Raw genomic sequence first — 20,518 nt, 5'->3', positions numbered from 1 at the left:
AGGCTAGCTCGGGTCGTAGGAAAGCACCGGAGACAGCCAGCGTTCCATGTCATCGAGCGGGCGATCTTTGCGCTCGGCCAGCGCTTCGACCTGATCGCGGGTGATCTTGCCGGTAGAAAAGTACTTCGACTGCGGGTGAGCGAAATACCAGCCGGCGACGGCGGCTGCCGGCCACATGGCAAAATTCTCGGTCAGCTCAAGGCCGGTCTGCTGGGTCGCGTCCAGCAGCTCAAAAAGCTTGGTTTTTTCGGTGTGATCGGGGCAGGCCGGGTAGCCCGGCGCCGGGCGGATGCCCTGATACTTCTCGGCAATCAGCTCGGTATTATCCAGCGTTTCTTCGGGCACGTAGCCCCAGAATTCTTTCCGTACGCGCCCGTGCAGCAGCTCGGCAAAGGCCTCGGCCATACGGTCGGTCAGCGCCTGCACCATAATCGCGTTGTAGTCGTCACCGGCGTCTTTATAGGCTTGGCTAAGTTCGTGAACGCCGTGGCCGGTGGTCACCGCAAAGCCGCCAATCCAGTCGGGTTTGCCGGTCTCTTTGGGCGCCACGAAATCCGCCAGGCTATAGCACAGCCCGTCGCGGCCTTTAGTGGTTTGCTGGCGAATATGGTAAAGCCGCTCGACGACTTCGCTGCGGGTGTCGATCACGTCATCATCCACGCTGTTGGCCGGCCACAGGCCAATCACGCCGCGTGCCTGGATGCGTTTTTCCGAGACCATTTTCTTGAGCATGGCCTTGGCATCGGCAAACAGGTTGCGCGCCGCTTCGCCAACGACGTCGTCGTCGAGAATCTTCGGATACTTGCCGGCCAGCTGCCAGCTCATGAAAAACGGCGTCCAATCGATGAAGTCAATAATCGCGTCGAGGTCGTAATCGTCAAACGTAATCAGCCCCTGAGAGTTAGGCGCCGGCGGGGTGTAGGCGTCCCAGTCGGTACGAAAACGCCGCTTGCGCGCCTGCTCGTAGGTTAGGTCGGCGGCTTTGGGGCGGCGCTTGGCGTTGCGTTCACGCACCTTGTCGTACTCGGCGCTGATCTCGGCCACGTAATCCGCTTTGGCATCGGCGGCCAGCAGCTTGCTGGCAACGCCCACCGCGCGGGAGGCATCGGTGACGTAGATCACCGGGTTTTTATACTGCGGGTCGATTTTTACCGCGGTATGCGCTTTGGACGTGGTGGCGCCGCCGATCAGCAGCGGCAGCTCGAATTCCTGACGCTGCATTTCCTTGGCCACGCTGACCATTTCGTCCAGCGACGGCGTAATCAGCCCCGACAGGCCAACGATATCGGCCTTTTCATCGATCGCGGTTTGCAAAATCTTCGCTGCCGGCACCATTACGCCAAGGTCAATCACCTCGTAGTTGTTGCACTGCAACACCACGCCGACGATGTTTTTGCCGATGTCGTGGACGTCACCTTTTACCGTGGCCATGACGATCTTGCCCTTGGCCTGAGTATTCTCGTCTTTTTCCGCTTCGATGTAAGGCAGCAGGTGGGCGACCGCCTGCTTCATCACCCGCGCCGACTTGACCACCTGGGGCAAGAACATCTTGCCCGCGCCGAACAGATCGCCAACCACGTTCATGCCGTCCATCAGCGGGCCTTCGATGACCTCGATAGGGCGGGGAAGCTTCTGCCGGGCTTCTTCGGTGTCATCAATAATGTGGCTGGTGATCCCTTTAACCAGCGCGTGTTCGATGCGCTTTTCCACGGCGTATTCGCGCCATTCCAGGTCTTCTTTTTTGGGACCGCCGCCGGACGCTTCGTTCTTGTAGCTCTCGGCGAGGTCGAGCAGCCGCTCGGTGGCATCGTCACGGCGGTTGAGCACCACGTCTTCCACGGCGTCGCGCAGCTTGGCGTTCAGGTCGTCGTAGACACCGAGCTGGCCGGCATTGACGATGCCCATGCTCAGGCCTGCACGCACCGCGTGGTAGAGGAAAACCGAGTGGATCGCTTCGCGCACGGGGTTATTGCCGCGAAATGAGAACGACACGTTGGAAACGCCGCCGGAGAGCATGGCGTGGGGCAGGTTGGCGCGGATCCATTCGGCGGCCTGAATGAAGTCGACGGCGTAGTTGTTGTGCTCTTCGATGCCGGTGGCGATGGCAAAGATATTGGGGTCGAAGATGATGTCTTCGGCGGGAAAGCCGATGTCATCGACCAGCAGGCGGTAGGCGCGCTGGCAAATCTCGGTCTTGCGCGCAAAGGTATCGGCCTGGCCTTCTTCGTCGAACGCCATCACCACAATGGCCGCGCCAAAGCGCCGGCATTTGGTGGCCTGCTCGCGGAACGCCGCTTCACCTTCCTTGAGCGAGATGGAATTCACTACCGCCTTGCCCTGAATGCACTGCAGACCGGCCTCGATGATCTCCCATTTGGAGGAGTCCACCATGATCGGCACCCGGGCGATATCCGGCTCGCCGGCAATCAGGTTGAGAAAGCGCACCATCGCTTCCTGGGACTCCAGCATGCCTTCGTCCATGTTGATGTCGATGACCTGAGCGCCGTTTTCGACCTGTTCCAGCGCCACTTCAAGCGCGGTGGTATAATCGTCTTCCTTGATCAGCCGTTTAAAGCGTGCCGAGCCGGTGACGTTGGTCCGCTCGCCGACGTTAACGAACAGCGAGTCGGCATCGATGTTGAACGGCTCAAGGCCCGACAAACGGCAGGCTGGGGGGCGAGAGGGCACCTCGCGCGGCGCCATGTCGGCCACCGCCTCGGCGATCATGCGGATGTGCTCGGGCGCTGAGCCGCAGCAGCCGCCAATGATGTTGACCAGCCCGCTCTCGGCGAACTCGGCCACAATCGACGACATTTCTTCCGCCGTCTGGTCGTATTCGCCAAACTCGTTGGGCAGCCCGGCGTTGGGGTGCGCGGAAACGAAGGTATCGGCTTTTTCAGCAAGCTCGGCCAGATACGGGCGCAGCTCGGCAGCGCCCAGCGCGCAGTTGAGCCCCACCGAAAACGGCTTGGCGTGACGAATGGAGTTCCAGAACGCCTCGGTGGTCTGGCCGGAAAGCGTACGCCCCGAAGCGTCGGTGATAGTGCCCGAGATCATTACCGGCGTGCGCTCGCCGCGTGCCTCGAACATTTCTTCCAGCGCGTAGATGGCTGCTTTGGCGTTAAGCGTATCGAAAATGGTTTCAATCAGGATCAGGTCAGCGCCGCCTTCGACCAGCGCCGTGGCTGCCTGAAGGTAATTTTCCCGCAGGGCATCAAAGGTCACGTTACGCTTTGACGGATCATTAACGTCCGGCGACAGCGACGCGGTACGCGAAGTCGGGCCGAGCACGCCGGCCACATAGCGCGGGGTGCCGGTTTCGCTGGCCACGGCGTCGCACACCTCGCGCGCCAGCCGCGCCGCCTCGAAGTTGATCTCACCAACCAGCGCTTCCATGCCGTAGTCGGACTGCGACAGCTGCGTGCTGTTGAAGGTGTTGGTCTCGATGATGTCCGCGCCGGCTTCCAGATAGTCGCGGTGGATGCGGGTGACAACATCGGGGCAGGTCAGCACCAGCAGGTCGTTATTGCCTTTGACATCGCTTGGCCAGTCGCTGAAGCGTTCGCCTCGAAACTCTGTTTCGCTTAACTGCGCGTTTTGCAGCATGGTGCCCATGCCACCGTCGAGGATCAGGATACGTTGGGCAAGGCGCTCGGTCAGAGTCGCGGTTAAAGCACTAGCAGCCATAGCGAAGAAAGTTCTCCAGCGTCACCGTCAAAAGGGGGAAATTATTGTCTTGTTACGCTGCCGCTGGGTGAGCGCGCGCGGCAAACGGGGGCACATTATACCAAAGTGAGGCTCCCGGCGCAGCTTCCGCCCAAAGCCGACAGGGCAATCGCATGAGGCGAACTATTCTCATTCGAGGCCCAGCAGGTGTGCCCGGTACGCGTCGGATGTGGCGGCGATGATCCGCTTGGTCTTGAAACTGCCCTCGCGTTTGACCGGGTCCAGACGAATTAAATTCAGCGTCAAGCGCTTTAGAATCGCCAGGTTGTGGGCGGCATGGGCTGTGCGGGCTCGCATCTGGTCATCGCCAAAGGTCACGTCCAGACACCAGTGTACCCGGTTCTCGATGCCCCAGTGTTGGCGTACCGCCTTGGCCAGCTGCTCGGCATCGGGGCCTAGGCTGCTGAGGTAGTAACGCCGTTCCCGCGTCACCTTGCCTTGCCGCTCACAGCTCGACTCGACGACGGCAAAACAGCGCAGGTCGGGCCATCGTTCCGGATGGGATAGACACGCGAGGGCATCGAACACATAGCAGCGACGCGTTTCCAGTCGCCCGTGATCCTTGTTGACCGTTTCGCTGACCTGGTGCGGCGTCTTGTCCGCGGGTGCTGACTGGAACAGGTCGAAGAAGTCCTCGATCGCGGTCTTGAGCTGGGGCTGATTGTCCTTGACGGCCAGCACATAGTCCGCCTGACGGTCACGGATGGCCTGCGCAATGCTGGGCTGTGTCCCCATGGCATCGATCGTCACGATGCAGCCTTTGAGTGCCAGGGACGCCAGCAGCTCGGGGATCGCCGTTTTCTCGTTCGACTTGGTGGCGGTCGCCTGCTGGCCGAGGATGACGCCAGCATCCGCCGCGAACGCACTGACCAGGTGTAACGGGCCTTCACAAGCCTTGGCCGAGCGCCGGCTGGTCTTGCCATCCAGTGCCACGACCTGGGGCGAAACCCCGGGCAACACACCGTCCACCCAGTCGCGGAAGGCGGCTTCGAACGCCTGAGGATCCATCAGGCCGAAGAGACGTGCGAAGGTATCGTGAGAGGGAATGCCATTGGGCAAGCGCAGGTAGTGTTGGAGCCAGGCACGCTTCTCCTGGGCCCAGAGTTCGATCTCCTTGAACGTGTCGGCGCCGACGAGGATGCCGCAGGCGGCGACCGTGAGGACTTCCGGCAAGGCATGTTGGACCCTGTTGGGATGACGTGGATCGGTAACACCGGCGAAGACCTCCAGCATGGACTGCGGAGAATGAGACATAAGGAATCGTTGACCAAAGCCCCAGCTATACCTGTTCACGCGACAGGATTCAAATACGAACGATTCAGGTCATGCGATTGCCCTGCCAAAGCCGAGTAAAACGCTCAGGATTGTGTCAGCGGCCGGTTTTGCTTACCATAACGGTAACTAATTTTCGCAGTGCGCAGCACCGCTGCCACGTGAGGAGTAAAGCACCATGACTACGACCGTTGAAGAGAAAGACGCCCAAACACAGCAGGGTGCCGCTGACGAAGAAAAGAAGGGTATCGAGATTACCCCGAGCGCTCAGGAATACTTGGCCGAACTGCTTGAAAAACAGGATGTTGAAGGTATTGCCGTGCGTATCTTCATCACCCAGCCGGGTACGCCTTATGCAGAAACCTGCCTGGCCTACTGCCGCCCGGGTGAAGAAGAGCCCACCGACAAACTGCTTGAGCTGGAAAAAATCAACGTGTTGCTCGACAAGAACAGCCTCGCGTTTCTCGATGAAGCCGTGGTTGATTTCAACGCCGACCGCATGGGTGGCCAGCTGACCATCAAGGCGCCCAACGCCAAGATGCCCAAGGTCAACGCCGACAGCCCGCTGGAAGACCGCGTCAACTACGTACTTTACAGCGAGATCAACCCCGGGCTTGCCGCCCACGGCGGTGAAGTCGGGCTGGTTGAGCTCGCCGATGAAAACGTCGCCGTGCTTTCCTTTGGCGGCGGCTGTCAGGGCTGCGCGGCGGTAGACATCACGCTCAAGCACGGCGTCGAGCGCACCTTGATGGAGCGCATCCCCGAGCTTGGCGGTATCCGCGACGTCACCGACCACACCGACACCACCAACGCCTACTATCAGTAACGCCGAGCGTTAGCTTCACCCGTATTAATCCCACGCCCCGCTAAAAAGCGGGGCGTTTTACGTTTTGGGCGGGCTGTCTGAATGATCTTCCGCCGGCTTGTCATCATCATTTTCAGGCGCTGTGGCGGGCAACGTTGCTACCTGCTGCTGCAACGCGTCCAGGCGCTGGCTCAGGCTGACCTGCCAGTCGGCTTCCTGAATCCGCTGTTCGCGCTCGGCATCAAGCGTACGCTCGGCGCGAAGCAGCCGTTCGTGCAGGGCTTCTGCCTCGCGGCGGTGCTGCAAAACAGTCTCGTGCTGAGCGCGTGCTTCATTTTCTGCTTGCTCGTAGCGGCGCTGCCATTGCGCCTGAGTCTCTTCGGCGGCCTTGAGCTCGCGCCGGCTTTCCCGACCTTCTTCGCTGGCTGATTCAAGGCGCGCCTGCAGCTGCTGAGTGCGTTTACGCTGCGCCTTGTCGTCATCGGCGCGCTCCTGGCGCACGCTATCCAGCAGGGCCAACAGCTTGCCCTCGGTTGCCTCGTTGCGCTGCTGTTCTTCGCCGAGCTGTTGGCCAAACAGGCCACGCTCGGTCTCGCGCTGCTGGGCGTGTTCGCTGGTCTGCTGCTCAAGGCGCGTTTTTAATCTTCCGACATCCTTCGCCCATGCTGCACTGTCCTGCTCCGCGTTGTTACACCGCGCCAACAGGGCGCTTTGCTGCGCCTGGCTATCGGCCAGCTGCGCACCGAGGGCTTCCATGCGTTCTTCGCGGTGGTGAAGATGCTCGGCCAGCGCGCATTCGCGCTGTGCGGCGTCTCCTGCCTCCCGCGTGGCCTGCAATACCTCGTCCTGCGCCGCTTCCACCTTGCGGTTGGCCTCTTCGCGATAGTGGACCAGCCCTTCGTTGGCCACCTCCTGCGCCTGGCGCCACATATCGGTTGCCAGCGTTGCCACGGCCTCGGGTACGCCCTTGGGCGGGGGCACGTCGCGGTTCTGCTCGCGCTCATTACGCCAATGGCGAAAGTGCTCGCTGATGGTGGTGAAACTTCCCGTGCCCAGCACTTCGCGAATGCGCTGCACGCTGGGCGCATCGCCCCGCGTCAATAGCGCATCAATCGCCTGCTGAACGTCAGCGTACTGTATGCCGCTGCGCGCCATTACGAACTCCTTGCTTGCCGTATTGATGCCGCATTGTCAGCGCAGTAAAGGCAAAAAGCAATTATTACATAATACGTATTACGTAATTTTATTTATTAAATGATCCATAAATTCAAGATTACCCGCCTTATCTTGAGTTTTGTGGTGTGTAGCGTCACACTCAGGCACGGAGGAAACCCCATGACGCAAGCACCGCTTCAACCAGCGCCCCCTATGCCTGCCAGGCTTGGTGACGCCGCTCCCACTGACGTGCGCATTCAGGCCGAAAGCGACGCCGACGCCGTTGCCCACTGGCTTGCCGAGTACCAGGACAGCCCGCAAACGCTGCGCGCTTACCGGCGCGAGGCGAAGCGGCTGTTGCTGTGGCTTGAAGAGCAGGGCGCCTACCTGCATGACGTTGACCGTGAGGCGCTGCGCCGCTTTGAGGCATTTCTGGCTGCTCCGCCCGTCGCGTGGACCGGCCCCAGCCGCCCTGAAAATCACCCCGACTGGCGGCCGTTTCGCGGGGCACTGTCGCCGGCCAGCCGCCGGCAAGCGCTGGTCATCCTGCAGGGGCTGTTCAGCTGGCTGGTGGAGGCGGGGTGGGTGCGGCACAATCCATTTCGACTGATGCGCGACAAATCGCGGCGGCTCAATAATCAGCAAATGCGGGTCGAGCGCTACCTGGAAGGCGAACTGTGGGACTGGTTCTGGCAGTGGCTTAATCGCCCGCAGAGTGAAGACGTCACCCCGCGCCAACGCTACGAGCGGAAACGACTGTGTTTTGTGTTTGGCTTTGCCTATCTGCTTGCGCCGCGCGTCAGCGAAATGGCCACCGCGCGCATGGACGACTTTTTTAGCCGCGAGGGGCGCATCTGGTGGCGGGTGGTGGGCAAGGGTGGCAAGCAGGCCGACGTGCCGGTGCCGGAAGACTTTCTTGAGTGCCTGAGCCAGTGGCGAGCGACGCTCGGGCTTACCGCAATGCCCGGCCACGAGGAGCCCACGCCGCTGATCCGTGCGCTGGACGGGCAGCGCGAGATTGGCGACAACCAGCTTTACCGACTGATACGCCAGGCCTTCAACCGTGCCGCCGTTGCACTGGAGGAAGAAAACGGCGAGCCGGCGCACGTACACACGCTGCGCCGGGCAACCCCCCACTGGCTGCGCCATACCTCGATCACCCATCAGGCGCAGGCCGGCATCAACCTGCACTATCTGGCCGAAAGTGCGCGTCATTCGCGGCTTGATACCACGTCGCGCTATCTGCATACCGAAGATGCGCGCTGGCACACCGAGCAGCAGCGCCATCGTTTAAGTCGTACGGAACCACCGCATTGAACAAGAGACCAACGTTTCACCCGCGGGCTAACGCGGTATAATAGGGGCTATAATTCACCCGACGAAAAAGGACTCGCCATGAGCGTTGAACAGGCTCAGCAAGAGCTCATCGAAGAGTTTGAGATATTTGATAACTGGATGGATCGCTATCAATACATTATTGATATGGGCAAACAGCTGCCGGCGTTTCCCGACGCGTGGAAAATCGATGGCTACAAAATCAGGGGATGTCAGTCCAACGTCTGGATGAACCACGACATCCAGGGCGATACGCTGACGTTTTACGCCACCTCGGATGCCGCGATTGTATCGGGGCTGATCGGCGTGCTGCTACGCATCTACAGCGAGCGTACGGCGGCGGAAATCCGCGCTTCAGAGCCGCATTTTCTGGCCGACCTGGGGCTCGACAAGCACTTGTCGCCCACGCGCAGCAACGGGCTGAATGCCATGCTGAAGACGATATACCGAGTCGCCGAGCAAGAAACAGCGAGCTCAAGCTAACCGCATGACGCGAGTCCAAACCATGTCAGCATCTGATGATCAGCGGCTGCAAAGCCCCGCTGCGGCGCGTAATCGCGACCCGATTCTGGCGGTGCTGCGCGAGCATCTTCCGCCTCAGGCCCGTGTGCTGGAACTGGCCAGCGGGAGCGGCGAGCACGGTATGCACTTTGCCCAAGCCATGCCCGGCTGGCAGTGGCAGCCAAGCGATACCAATCCCGCTGCGCTGGCCTCCACCCGCGCCTGGCAAGAAAGCACGCTAATCGAAAATCTGCTGGCACCGGCAGAGCTGAACGTGATTACCCGCTGGCCAGCCGAGTGGCAGGCGGCAGCGTTCGACGCCATCGTGGCTATCAACCTGATTCACATTTCGCCCTGGCAGGTCACCCAAACGCTGATGCGGCAGGCCAACGAATACTTGAGCGATAATGGCGTGCTGTTTCTTTACGGCCCGTACCGGCGGGGCGGCCAGCACACCGCTCCCAGCAATCAGGCGTTTGATACCGATCTGAAAGCCCGCGATTCGTCCTGGGGTCTGCGCGATCTGGAACGCGTTGAGGCCGAGGCCGCCGCTAATGGTTTGCTGCTTGAGCGGGTGATTGAAATGCCGGCCAACAACCTGAGCGTGATCTTTCGTCGCGGTGCGCGTTAATCGCGCGGACGAAAATTGTCGCCGAGTTCGGGATCTTCCCGGCAAAGCGTCTCGCTGGGGCCGCCCGGTACCGGGTCTAGCCCACCGTCGCTGCCGGGGTGGCAGCGGCCAATGCGTTTGACCGCCATCGCTGCGCCTTTCAGCGGCCCGTGCACCTGCAAGGCTTCTATCGTGTAGGCGCTGCAGCTCGGCCAGAAGCGGCAGCGCGGCCCGAGAACGGGGCTTATCACCCACTGGTACACCCGCACCAGCGCCACCAGCAGCCCGGCCAAACCGCGGCTCAGCAGGCGTTTCACGCCTTGCCGCCGTAGAGGCTTTCAGGGTCAATCAGCGGGGCGCTGGTAATACGCGGCTGTGCGGTCACGTCCACATAGAAGCAGCTGCGCCGGCCGCTGTGACAGGCGGCGCCCGTTTGCTCCACCTGCAGCAGCAGGGTATCGCCATCGCAGTCGAGCGCGGCGGCCTTCAAATGCTGCTGCTGGCCGGACGACTCACCCTTGCGCCAGAGCTTTCCCCGCGAGCGCGAAAAGTAGCACACGCGCCCCGTGCGCAGGGTCTCATCCAGCGCTTCAGGGTTCATCCACGCCATCATCAGCACCTCGCCGCTATCGTGCTGCTGGGCAATCGCAGGAATCAATCCGTCGGCATTGAACTTGACCGCGTCCAGCAGGTCGGCCGCGGCCGGAAGGCGGTCATCGGGCAGGGCGCTTTCTAGCCGCTTGAACAGCGTATTGGCGGGGTCTTTTTCAACGTGTGACATGGTTCGGCTCGCTTTAAGATCGGGTCGAGGGCGTAGAAAGCGCGAGGCAGGGGGCACAGAGGCCGATCAACTCGATGGTTTGGCGTTCAACGCGAAAGCCCTGATCACCAGCGCGGGCGGCCAGCTGCTCGCTGATCTCGTCGAAGTGGATCTCTTCAACCTGACCGCAGGCGCGGCAAATCAGCAGCTGAAAACCGTGGGCGTGCTCGGGGCAGGCGCAGGCCACGTAGGCATTCTGTGACTCGATGCGGTGAACAAGCCCCTGCTGGATCAAGAACTCCAGCGCTCGGTATATGGTTGGCGGGCGCGTGGCGGCGTGCTCGACGGACAGCTGATCCAGCAGGTCATAGGCTTTAAGGCCGCCGCCACTCGCTGCGATAAGCTCAAGCACACGCCGGCGAATCGGCGTAAAGCGCACGCCGCGCGCCAGGCACTGGGCATCGGCTTGGGCTAGCAGCGTATGTAATTGACTCATGGGCGGCGCACCTGAAAAAGACGAGCGGATAAAAACGACCTGAACGAGAGGGCGCTAGGCCTCCACCGGCTCAGGCTGCTCAACAAGCTCACTCTGGCGGGCAAAGTGGTGCTGGGCAAAGGCCACGCGCTCTTCCGGCGAACGCTTTTCGGTCTGTTGTTCGATCAGATCGAGCCGACGCCGCAGTCCTTCGCCGTTAGTCATTTGAATCGCCAGCCCCGGGCGCGCGTTCAACTCCAGCAGCATCGGGCCGTCTGCGCGATCCAGCACCATGTCGGTGCCCAAATAACCCAGCCCGGTCATTTCGTAACAGCTTGCTGCCAGATTAAGCAGGGTATCCCACTGGGGCACGACGAGACTGGCCAGATCGTGCCGGGTATCCGGGTGGCGGTGGCAGGGGCGGTCAAACTGCACGCCCCGCAGCGCATGGCCGCTGGCCATGTCGATCCCTACGCCCACGGCACCCTGGTGCAGGTTGGCCTTGCCGTCTGACGCGGCGGTAGAAAGGCGCATCATCGCCATGACCGGATAGCCCTGGAACACGATGACGCGGATATCAGGGACGCCTTCGTACGTGTAGGCCATCAGGCTGTCTTCAAAGTTGATCAGCGTCTCAACCACGGCCACATCCGGCGAACCGCCGAGCGAGTAAAGCCCGGATAAAATGTTCGACACGTGACGTTCGATATCCGTCAGGGTCTGGCGCGCCCCACTGGGTTTGAAAAAGCCCTCGGCATTGGCCTTCTCAATGACCAGTATCCCCTTGCCGCCGCTGCCTTTGGCCGGCTTCACAACAAAGCCTTGATGGTCCTTGAGCATGGCACCAATACGCTTGACCTCAAACTGGGTCGTGACCGTGCCGATCAGTGCCGGCGTGGTCACGCCGTGAGTGCGCGCCAGCAGCTTGGTTTGCAGTTTGTCATCGACCAGCGGATACAGGCGGCGATCATTATATTGCCCGATATAGCGTATGTTGCGCCGGTTCATGCCGATAATACCTTTATCGCGCAGACGCGTCGGCCAGGTCCAGTCCTTCAGCCAGTTCATACGCCAGGCTCGTCGTCGGTAATGGGTTTGAAGCGGCGCAGCTCAAGCAAACGGTAGCCGGTGTAATTCCCCAACAGCAGAATCAGCGCCATCAGAATCAGCTGCACGCCCAAAAAGTTGAAGGTGATGTGGCGCACTACGGGATTGTTCATCGCCAGATACACGATCACCGCCGTCATCAGGCTGCCGCCGCCCTGAATCAGCACTTCCTTGGGGCCTTCTTCTTCCCAGAGAATCGACATGCGCTCGATCGTCCAGGCCAGAATAATCATGGGGAAGAAGGTGATTGTCAGTCCGGCATTAAGCCCCATGCGGTAGGCAATGACCGAGAAGATCGAAATAATCGCTATCACGGTGATAATCACCGCCGAGACCCTCGCTACCAGCAATAAATTCAAATATGATAAGTAGTTACGAATCACCAGCCCCACTGCAACGATCAACAGGAAGCCCAGCAGCCCCGTCATTAACGACGTCTGGATAAACGCCAGTGCGATCAACACCGGCATGAAAGTGCCCGAGGTTTTAACCCCGACCAGCACGCGCAAAAGAACCACGACCAGTGCACCAATGGGAATCAGCAGAATCGTCTGGAACAGCGCCTGCTCTTCAAGCGGCAGGCTATGAATCGAGAAGTTCAGCAGGCTATCTTCAGACAGGTGATTACGTACCGCGGCGGCGGCCGGCTGAGCGTGTGTCAGCATGGAAAAGGTGACGCCTGAGTCGCTAGCGCCTTCCACTTCCAGCACGGCTTGGCCACCGGCTTCCCACAGCAGCAGATTCTCCGGCTTACCGCGCTCGCCGGTGGCAGGGTTGAACAGCCACCATTGTTGATCATCCTGGCTAAACACCTGTAGCCAGCTGCTCAGTGTCTGCCGGCGGCGCCCGTCCTTGAGGATCAGCCCGCTCACCGCACGCGCTTTGACATCAGCCTGATGCAAAAGCCGCACGATCAGCTCTGTCGAGTCGAACTGGGTCAGCAGCAAGCGCGCGTTTTCTCCCTGCTGTTCGCCGTTGATGTCACGGATCAGCTCGCGGGCAAAGGTGGCGTTATTGGCACTGCGCGACCAGGCACGTTCAATGACCTGATTGGCCGCGGTGTCATAAGGGCGCTCCCAGGGCGTGGTGGCCGACAGCTTCGGCGGCGTTTGCACGCCGGGCTGGGATTCCGGCGCGACCAGCATCTGTACCGAGTAGTAAAGCTGCTGTTCACCCGACGCTTCACGCACCGTCCAGTTGGCACGACGGCCATACTCATCGGCCTGATAGGCCAGGCCATAGCCCGACGACGCGGTGTTTTCGGTCAACACACGGAACCCTTGCTGATGCGAGGGCAGGGCAAAGTCTACCGAGACGGGACCGTCATCGGCATCATAGGCGATCATCGCCTCCACCTCCCAGACCTGGCGTTGTTCGCCGGGTAGCCAGGGGATTTCAAACTGCAGGTGGCGATGAGCCGTCATCGCGCTGCCGACAATCAGCAAAAACCCGACGATCAAGTAAAACGGTAGCCGTGACATGCAAAAAATCCTTGTTGATTAAATCCGGCGGCAATGCCGCGCCGGGCGTTACTCGTCGTCTTCGTCACCGGCCTGGTTATCAGACTCGGCGTTGGCTTGACCGTCAGACTCAGCAGTGGAAAAAGAAGGGCGCTCGTGAACGTAGCGCTGGGCTACATCGACCAGCGCTATATCAAGCAGGAATCGCCGTCCCAGCAGCACCGGATAGTCCAGATGCGAACGGTCGTTGAGGGTAAACTCGACGTTTTGACGAATCGGGCCCAGCGTCATGAGCAGAGAGATGACCGGGCGAGACTCTTCACCGGAGGCCTGAATAATACGCACCTTGCGCTCTATGGGGGCCTCGATCCATTCATCACGCCTGGCCTCAACCACCTCGTCATCATCCTTCAGCGCCAGCTTGAAGCGTACCCAGTCGTCGCCGTCACGCTCGAACGTCGTAATCTCGCCGGCGGAAAGCGATGAGGTTTTGGCGCCGGAATCAATGCGCGCTTTCAGGTAGGTCTCAAGCTTGGGCAGTCCTACCCATTCGCTACGGCCCACCAGCGTTTTGGTGCTTAACAGGTCGTCGGCCTTGCAGGCCTTGTTCACCACGGCGGGTTCGCTGTCGCGGCTGGTCTTGAGCGTGGCCACATCACCGCGCAGATGCCGCAAAAGGCCGCCGACTTCGCGCACATCGGCCGTCAGGTTTTGCTGATAATCAAGCTGGCTGCGCAGCGCCTCGGAAGAATCACACTGCTGGGAGAGGCGGCTTTCCAACTCATCAATGCGCGCGTCAAAGGCCGGCCCGGTTAACGGGGAAGGCGCTGGCGTTTCAGGCTGCATCAAAGAGCAGCCGGCAAGCGTGAGTGACAACGCCGCTGCCAGCCCAACAAAACCGTAGCGCATAGTGAACGTATCCTTAAGCCGTAGGGAAGAGGGATGATAAGGACAAGACGGTAGGGTTGTCCATCGGTGCTGGCCTGGGGGTCCATCGTTTTGCACTCAAAGACCACATCCGCGCGGCGATAAGGGTCTATGCTTTATGCAATAAACGGGTTTCTGACGCATTCGGCGGGGCAGCGCATGAGACCACAAGTTGGACGGCAAGCGCTTGACGCACACAAGAGCGCCAGAGAGGACACCATGGATCATCGCAATATCTTCGTCGTGGGGCTTAATAGCTTCAACCGTGAGCGGCTCGAGCAGCTGCGTGGCGCCAGGAACTATCGCTTTCACGGTGTCATCGAACCAGAGGAGGTCTACGAGACCGATTTTTTCCCTATCGAGGACATGCTCAGTCGCGCAGAGGCTCAACTACGGGCATTCGAGGGGCCTGTCGATGCCATCGCGGGCTATATGGACTTCCCTGTCTCGACCATGTTGCCGCTCTTGTGCGAGCGCTTTGGCACCCGTACCACGAGCCTCGAAAGTCTGCTCAAATGCGAGCACAAGTATTGGAGCCGCCTGGCCCAGCGTGAGGTGATCGGCAACTACATCCCGCGTTTTACCGCCTTTGATCCCTTCGATGACAGGGCGCTGTCGCGTATTGGGGAAGGGGGTCTGTACTTTCCCTTTTTCATTAAGCCGATCAAGTCCTCCGGCTCACGGCTGGGCTTTCGCATCGACAATCCCGAGGATTTTACGGCCGCGGTGAAGCGCTTACGCGAGGATATCGGGCTGATTTCCGAGCCATTCAACTATGTGCTCGATCAGGCCAATCTGCCTCAGACAGTGCGTGACGTGGACGGCGGTTATTGCATGGCCGAGGAGATCATTGGCGGCTGGCAGTGTACCGTCGAGGGCTATGTCTATCAGGGTAAGGTCGTACCCTACGGCATTGTCGATTCCATTCGCTATCCGCATGTCTTGAGCTTCTTTTATTACCGTTACCCCTCGCGTTTGCCAGAGTACATCCAGGACAAGATGCGCGAGCTGACCGATACCATCATGACTCACATTGGCTACGACAATGCAGCGTTCAACGTCGAGTATTTCTGGGATGAGGTACAAAACCGCATCTGGTTGCTGGAGATCAATACCCGTATCTCCCAGTCGCACTGTGATCTGTTTGAGAAGGTCGACGGGGTCAGTAACCAACAGGTGACGGTTGACCTGGTGCTGGGAAAACTACCGGATATGCCATCGCGCCATGGCGAGTTCGAAGTGGCGGGCAAGTTTTTCTATCGAGTGTTCTTCGTCGATGCCGTGGTCACCCGGGTACCCAGTGAAGAGGAAATCGCGGCCTTGCAGCAAGAATTCCCGGGGACCCTTATCGCTTTGCAGGTCGAGGTCGGTTCGAAACTCTCCGCGTTGCTGGAGCAGGATAGCTACAGTTTTGCGCTGGCGTATATCTGGATGGGGGCGGACAGCGACGAGGCGCTCGAGGACAATTATCGGCGTCTGGCCGATAAGCTGCTCTTCGAGTTTGAGGATGTCGTCGGGTAGGAAACACCAGGAGGTAGCGAACCATGCATATCGTCAGCGACTTTCCTTGCCAAATTCAGGAGGAAGAAACCTGGATCACCTTGACGGATGGCTGCCGCTTGGGCGTACGCATCTGGCGACCGGTGGATGCGGAACACCATCCGGTACCGGCGATTCTTGAATACTTGCCTTACCGTAAACGCGATCTCACGGCCGTGCGCGATGCTCAGATGCATCCCTACTGGGCGGGTCACGGCTATGCCGGTGTGCGCGTCGACCTGCGCGGCAGCGGTGAGTCAGATGGGGTGCTGACGGACGAATACCTGCCGCAGGAGCTGGAAGATGGCGTCGAAGTGCTGCGCTGGCTGGGCGAGCAGCCCTGGTGTACCGGCAGTGTCGGCATGGTGGGTATCTCCTGGGGCGGCTTTAATGGCTTGCAGATCGCCGCGCTCCAGCCGCCGGAGCTAAAGGCGGTGATTACCCTGTGTTCCACGGATGATCGCTATGCCGACGACATCCACCATATGGGCGGCTGCCTGCTCGGCGACAACCTGTCCTGGGCATCGACCATGTTCGATGGCAACGCCTCTCCGCCGGACCCGGCGCTGGTGGGCGAGCGCTGGCGCGACATGTGGTTCGAGCGGCTCGAGGGGAGTGGTCTGTGGCTGGCCAAATGGCTTGAGCATCAGCGCCGCGACGAGTATTGGAAGCATGGCTCGGTGTGTGAAGACTTCTCACGCATCCAGTGCCCGGTGTATGCCATCAGCGGATGGGCCGATGGCTACTGCAACGCCGTCTTCCACCTGCTTGCCGGGCTCGAGGTGCCGCGCAAGGGGCTGGTTGGCCCCTGGGCACACAAGTATCCGCACCTTGGCGTGCCGGGGCCGGCCATCGGCTTTCTACAGGAGTCATTGCGCTGGTGGGATCAGTGGCTGAAGGGCGAAGAGACCGGCATTATGGATGAACCGATGCTACGGGTCTGGATGCAGGATTCAGTGCCACCCTCGGCACGTTATGACACACGCCCGGGCCGCTGGGTCAGCGAGCCGAGCTGGCCATCGCCGCGCATCATCCAGCAGACGTTTCGTCTGACCAGTGGTCATGGCCTGTTGCCCGAAGCCACTGACTCACCGCCCCTGGCACCCGCCGATGACGTGCCGCTAACGATTCGTTCTCCGCTCTCCGTGGGCCTGTATGCCGGCAAGTGGTGCTCTTATAATGCGCCGCCGGATCTGCCTCATGACCAGCGTGACGAGGACGGTGGATCGCTCATCTTTCAGACATCCCGGCTGGAAGAGGCCATGGAGATTTGCGGCCAGCCCGAGGTCGAGCTCGATATTGAAGCCGATCAACCGATAGCGATGGTGGCACTACGCCTGTCCGACATCGCCATGGATGACAAGGCAACGCGCGTCTCCTACGGGTTGCTCAACCTGACGCATCGTGACAGCGACGAGTTTCCCGAGCCGCTGATGCCGGGCAAGCGCTATCGTGTACGCATCAAGCTCAAGCACATCGCTCAGCAATTTGCCGCGGGTCATGCCATTCGTCTGTCGCTGTCCACCAGTTACTGGCCCTTGGCCTGGCCGTCCCCGAAGCCAGTCAAACTGACGATTAACCCCGCTGCCAGCTGTTTGCTGCTCCCTTGTCGCCAGCCACAACCCCGGGAAGAGGCGTCATTGAATGCCTTCGGCGAACCCGAAGGGGCACCGCCGTTGGCGCGGACCCTCATCCAGCCCAGCCAGGAAGAATGGCGAGTGATTCGCGACATGGGCAGCGATAATAATATCCTTGAGGTCATCAACGATGAGGGCAGCTATCGCCTCGACGATATCGATCTCACCATCACGGCTAAGGTGGTCGAGCGCTATAGCTATTCCTATGACAACTACGACAGCCTGAGCGGCTGGACCGAATGGAGACGCACCTTCAGGCGTGGTGATTGGGAAGTGCATACCATAGCACGCACGTTGATGACGGCCGACGCCGAGAACTTTCGGCTGAGGGCGACTCTGGATGCCTATGAAGGGAACAGTCGTATATTTTCCAAGACCTGGGATGAAGAGATCCCGCGTGATCTGGTTTAGAGGGGGCGGCCGAGCTGGGTAGCGACGTGGCCGCGTCCTGCATATCATCTCGCATCAGCATTCTTGGCACCCTGAATTTAACATAATATATATTATGCGAACTAGTGCGTAGCGGCGTCAAAGGTGATACACCTTCATCCAGAAACGCCAAAGCCCCGCTTTTCAGCGAGGCTTTGGCAATCTGTCAGCGAGTGGCTGATGCCTTACTCGCCGGGCGCCGCGTAGGAGCCATCTGCGCGATGATTCTCATGGCCCGTCAGCCCCGGCGTGAACACGCAGGCCAGGTGCATGGTCTTGGAAGCACGCAGCAGGTGGTCGTCGTGCTTATCCAGGATGTAGATATCACCCGGCTTGATCGGCCAGATTTTGCCATCGGCCAGCGTCTCGACTTCACCCTCGCCTTCGATGCAGTAAACCGCTTCAAAGTGGTTCTTGTAGTGGATATGAGTCTCGGTGCCCTCAAAAATCCGTGTGATATGGAAAGAACAGTTGCCGCCGTCGTCGGCCAGTGACAGGCGCGTGCTGTCCCAGTTGCCGTTGGCTGCGGTGACTTTGCGGTCGGTTTTGCGTGCTTCTTCAAGGTTGCGAACGATCATGAAAAGCTCCTGGAAAAACGCGGCCCGAGATCGAGCCGCTGACGATTTAGTTAACGTGCTAATGCTATCAGCATTTTAACGCCAGACAAACGCTGAGCGTTATGCGTCTGCGGTGGCTTTCGCACCGGCAACGTCTTTCACTGCCGCTTCCAGAATATCCAGGCCTTTTTGCAGCTCGTCATCGGTGATGGTCAGCGAGCACAGGCACTTCACGACTTCGCCGTCCTGACCGCTGGTTTCGATGATCAGGCCGTTTTCAAACGCCTTGCCGGTAATCTTGTCGGCAATATCGCCGGTTTCCACGTCGATGCCACGCATCAGGCCACGGCCACGCTCAGACGCCGGCATGCCGGCTTTGCTCAGCATAGCAGCGAGCTTCTGGAAACGCTCTTCGACGATCTTGCCCTTGCGCTGTACTTCAAGCTCAAACGCATCGTCAGACCAGTAGTGCTTCAGCGCTGCCGTGGCGGTCACCATGGCGTAGCTGAAACCACGGAACGTGCCGTTATATTGGCCGGGCTTCCACTGATCCAGCTCAGGACGCATCAATACATGGGCAAACGGCAGCCCCAGGCCAGAGAGTGACTTGGAGTTGGTGACCATGTCCGGCACGACGCCAGCGTGTTCAAAGCTGAAGAACTTGCCGGTACGGCCACAGCCCGCCTGAATGTCATCGATAATCAGCAGGATGTCATTAGCGTGGCAAATGCTTTCCAAGCGCTTGAGCCATTCAAGGCCGGAGACGTTGATACCGCCCTCGCCCTGTACGGTTTCGACGATAACCGCGGCCGGTACATCCAGACCGCCAGACTTGTCGCCGAGCAGCTTTTCAAAGTAGTCCAGCGTATCGGTGGAATCACCCATGTAGCCGTCGAAAGGCACAAAGCTACCGCCTAACGTCGGTACGCCGGTGTTTTCGCGGAACTTGCGGTTACCCGTGGTCGCCAGTGCACCCATGGTCACACCGTGGAAACCGTTGGTGAACGCCACAATGTTGTGACGCTGCTTGACCTTGCGTGCCAGACGAATGGCGGCTTCTACCGCGTTGGTACCCGTCGGCCCCGGCAGCTGAATCTTGTAGTCAAGGTTACGCGGCTTGAGGATCAGCTCTTCAAACGCTTCAAAATAGTCGCGTTTGGCGGTTGTCCACATGTCCAGACCATGCACGACGCCGTCTGTTGCGATGTAATCAACCAGCGCCTGCTTGAGGTGCGGATTGTTGTGCCCGTAGTTCAGCGTGCCCGCGCCGGCCAGAAAATCGATGTACTCGCGGCCGTTTTCATCGGTCAGGCAAGCGCCTTTCGCCTTGGTGAAAACCACCGGGAAAGAGCGTGAATACGTACGAACATTCGATTCCAGGCGTTCAAACGTCTCGGTCTGCATGAGCGACCTCCTTTTTGGATCGTGTTACAAGCAAATAAACAAAGCTAAGCGCGATGAAACCTGGCGCCTTGAAAGGTTAAATGAAGCGATTTACCGAGTGCCATTAAATATTGCTATATAGCACTCGTCTGAAAAGGCCCGATACGCACCAGATTTTCCGGATCGTGCTCACCTCCCAGCTGTTCCGTCGAGAAATATTCACGACTGTTGAGCGGCGCATGCCAACGTGCGGCCAAGCGCCGGAACAGCCCCCAGGATGCCATGTTATCCGGGGTGATAGTGGTTTCGAGATGATGCACGTTATTAAGTTCCGGACGCGTCATGACGGCCTCTACCAGACGACGGGCGAGCCCCGTTCCGCGGGCCTTTTCACCCACGGCAATCTGCCAGAGAAAATACGTATCCGGCGCGTTGTCCTTGACGTAGCCCGAAACGAAGCCCACCACTTCACCCTCTTCATTGAGCGCTACCGCGCAGGTATCGCGAAACTGGGTAGCAAGCAAAAGATAGGCATAGCCGGAGTTAACGTCCAGCGGCGGGCAGGATTTGATCAGTTCGTAGATGCCCCAACCGTCTTCGGCGTTGGGCTTGCGGATAAACAGCGGCGTTTCCGCACGCCCTACCACGGCATCGGCAACGGTCGGCCGGACAAGGTCTGCGGATGGTGTAAACGGCTGTATTGGTCTGTTCATGTGCGTGCTTCGCTGTTGCGATGTTGGGCTGATAATAACATCAGCCCGAGTCGAATTCAAAAAGCCTATTATTCACTATGCCTGTTTCTATAATTATTTTTTATAGTAGCCATGTGAAGCGTTGTGG

At 59.6% G+C, this 20,518-nt stretch carries 18 protein-coding genes; 6 read left to right on the top strand and 12 right to left on the bottom strand.

Annotated elements, in window-relative coordinates; all coding sequences use genetic code 11:
- Window positions 1-3: 3 nt before the first annotated feature.
- Together metH and B5495_RS01690 are read right to left on the bottom strand one after the other, a co-directional pair.
- Window positions 4-3,687, bottom strand: a complete 3,684-nt coding sequence (gene metH, locus B5495_RS01695) for a methionine synthase (RefSeq protein WP_079550782.1) — start codon at window positions 3,685-3,687, stop codon at window positions 4-6.
- Window positions 3,688-3,855: 168 nt separating this feature from the next.
- Window positions 3,856-4,980 carry an ISAs1 family transposase gene (locus tag B5495_RS01690; RefSeq protein ID WP_079550780.1) on the bottom strand — a complete coding sequence of 375 codons (1,125 nt, stop codon included), beginning with the start codon at window positions 4,978-4,980 and terminating at the stop codon, window positions 3,856-3,858.
- Window positions 4,981-5,176: 196 nt separating this feature from the next.
- Between B5495_RS01690 and nfuA the strand changes: the two genes are divergently transcribed.
- Window positions 5,177-5,824 (top strand): Fe-S biogenesis protein NfuA, encoded by a 648-nt coding sequence (gene nfuA, locus B5495_RS01685; RefSeq protein WP_079550778.1) that lies wholly within the window; start codon window positions 5,177-5,179, stop codon window positions 5,822-5,824.
- A 57-nt stretch (window positions 5,825-5,881) separates the two neighbouring features.
- Here the strand turns inward: nfuA and B5495_RS01680 are convergent, their stop codons facing one another.
- Complete coding sequence (locus B5495_RS01680; protein ID WP_079550776.1) at window positions 5,882-6,958, bottom strand: DNA-binding protein; 1,077 nt, start codon at window positions 6,956-6,958, stop codon at window positions 5,882-5,884.
- A gap of 213 nt (window positions 6,959-7,171) precedes the next feature.
- On the opposite strand from B5495_RS01680, the gene B5495_RS01675 reads away from it, so the two are divergent.
- The 3 genes from B5495_RS01675 (at window position 7,172) to B5495_RS01665 (ending at window position 9,425) form a co-directional block, all read left to right on the top strand.
- A complete protein-coding gene (locus tag B5495_RS01675; protein WP_231897257.1) occupies window positions 7,172-8,275 on the top strand; it encodes a tyrosine-type recombinase/integrase in 1,104 nt (367 codons plus the stop codon).
- Between the two features lie 78 nt (window positions 8,276-8,353).
- The gene (locus B5495_RS01670; protein WP_079550773.1) at window positions 8,354-8,776 is read left to right on the top strand and encodes a SufE family protein; all 423 of its coding nucleotides are present in this window, start codon (window positions 8,354-8,356) and stop codon (window positions 8,774-8,776) included.
- A gap of 22 nt (window positions 8,777-8,798) precedes the next feature.
- Window positions 8,799-9,425: a DUF938 domain-containing protein gene (locus B5495_RS01665; protein ID WP_079550771.1), complete on the top strand. Its 627-nt coding sequence runs from the start codon at window positions 8,799-8,801 to the stop codon at window positions 9,423-9,425.
- Here B5495_RS01665 and yidD read toward each other — a convergent pair.
- Genes yidD through B5495_RS01635 form a run of 6 tightly spaced genes read right to left on the bottom strand, consistent with a single transcriptional unit; the run spans window position 9,422 to window position 14,115 of the window.
- A complete protein-coding gene (gene yidD, locus B5495_RS01660) occupies window positions 9,422-9,721 on the bottom strand; it encodes a membrane protein insertion efficiency factor YidD (RefSeq protein WP_079550769.1) in 300 nt (99 codons plus the stop codon). The two genes, B5495_RS01665 and yidD, sit on opposite strands and share 4 nt — an antisense overlap.
- A complete protein-coding gene (gene hisI / locus B5495_RS01655) occupies window positions 9,718-10,185 on the bottom strand; it encodes a phosphoribosyl-AMP cyclohydrolase (protein WP_079550767.1) in 468 nt (155 codons plus the stop codon). Before hisI ends, yidD begins: the two co-directional genes overlap by 4 nt.
- A gap of 13 nt (window positions 10,186-10,198) precedes the next feature.
- Complete coding sequence (locus B5495_RS01650) at window positions 10,199-10,660, bottom strand: transcriptional repressor (RefSeq protein ID WP_079550765.1); 462 nt, start codon at window positions 10,658-10,660, stop codon at window positions 10,199-10,201.
- A 54-nt stretch (window positions 10,661-10,714) separates the two neighbouring features.
- Complete coding sequence (locus B5495_RS01645) at window positions 10,715-11,707, bottom strand: alpha-L-glutamate ligase-like protein (protein WP_079550763.1); 993 nt, start codon at window positions 11,705-11,707, stop codon at window positions 10,715-10,717.
- The gene (locus B5495_RS01640) at window positions 11,704-13,227 is read right to left on the bottom strand and encodes an inactive transglutaminase family protein (protein WP_079550761.1); all 1,524 of its coding nucleotides are present in this window, start codon (window positions 13,225-13,227) and stop codon (window positions 11,704-11,706) included. Before B5495_RS01640 ends, B5495_RS01645 begins: the two co-directional genes overlap by 4 nt.
- Window positions 13,228-13,275: 48 nt before the next feature.
- Window positions 13,276-14,115, bottom strand: coding sequence for an ATP-dependent zinc protease family protein (locus tag B5495_RS01635; RefSeq protein WP_079550759.1), 840 nt, complete (start codon window positions 14,113-14,115; stop codon window positions 13,276-13,278).
- A gap of 237 nt (window positions 14,116-14,352) precedes the next feature.
- Between B5495_RS01635 and B5495_RS01630 the strand changes: the two genes are divergently transcribed.
- Window positions 14,353-15,654 (top strand): ATP-grasp domain-containing protein, encoded by a 1,302-nt coding sequence (locus B5495_RS01630; RefSeq protein WP_079550757.1) that lies wholly within the window; start codon window positions 14,353-14,355, stop codon window positions 15,652-15,654.
- Between the two features lie 23 nt (window positions 15,655-15,677).
- Window positions 15,678-17,720 carry a CocE/NonD family hydrolase gene (locus B5495_RS01625; protein ID WP_079550755.1) on the top strand — a complete coding sequence of 681 codons (2,043 nt, stop codon included), beginning with the start codon at window positions 15,678-15,680 and terminating at the stop codon, window positions 17,718-17,720.
- A 203-nt stretch (window positions 17,721-17,923) separates the two neighbouring features.
- Here B5495_RS01625 and B5495_RS01620 read toward each other — a convergent pair whose 3' ends face one another.
- From B5495_RS01620 to ectA, 3 genes are all read right to left on the bottom strand, one after another.
- Window positions 17,924-18,316 carry an ectoine synthase gene (locus tag B5495_RS01620; RefSeq protein ID WP_079550753.1) on the bottom strand — a complete coding sequence of 131 codons (393 nt, stop codon included), beginning with the start codon at window positions 18,314-18,316 and terminating at the stop codon, window positions 17,924-17,926.
- 99 nt (window positions 18,317-18,415) lie between these two features.
- Window positions 18,416-19,699, bottom strand: a complete 1,284-nt coding sequence (ectB, locus tag B5495_RS01615) for a diaminobutyrate--2-oxoglutarate transaminase (RefSeq protein WP_079550751.1) — start codon at window positions 19,697-19,699, stop codon at window positions 18,416-18,418.
- Between the two features lie 113 nt (window positions 19,700-19,812).
- On the bottom strand, window positions 19,813-20,391 hold the full coding sequence (gene ectA / locus B5495_RS01610) for a diaminobutyrate acetyltransferase (RefSeq protein WP_079550750.1): 579 nt from the start codon (window positions 20,389-20,391) through the stop codon (window positions 19,813-19,815).
- Between the last annotated feature and the right edge of the window lie 127 nt (window positions 20,392-20,518).

Origin of the sequence: Vreelandella subglaciescola (assembly GCF_900142895.1) — a bacterium.
Lineage (GTDB): Bacteria > Pseudomonadota > Gammaproteobacteria > Pseudomonadales > Halomonadaceae > Vreelandella > Vreelandella subglaciescola.
Note: the sequence above shows the minus strand (reverse complement) of the source record. Positions and strands in the feature narration are given on the sequence as shown.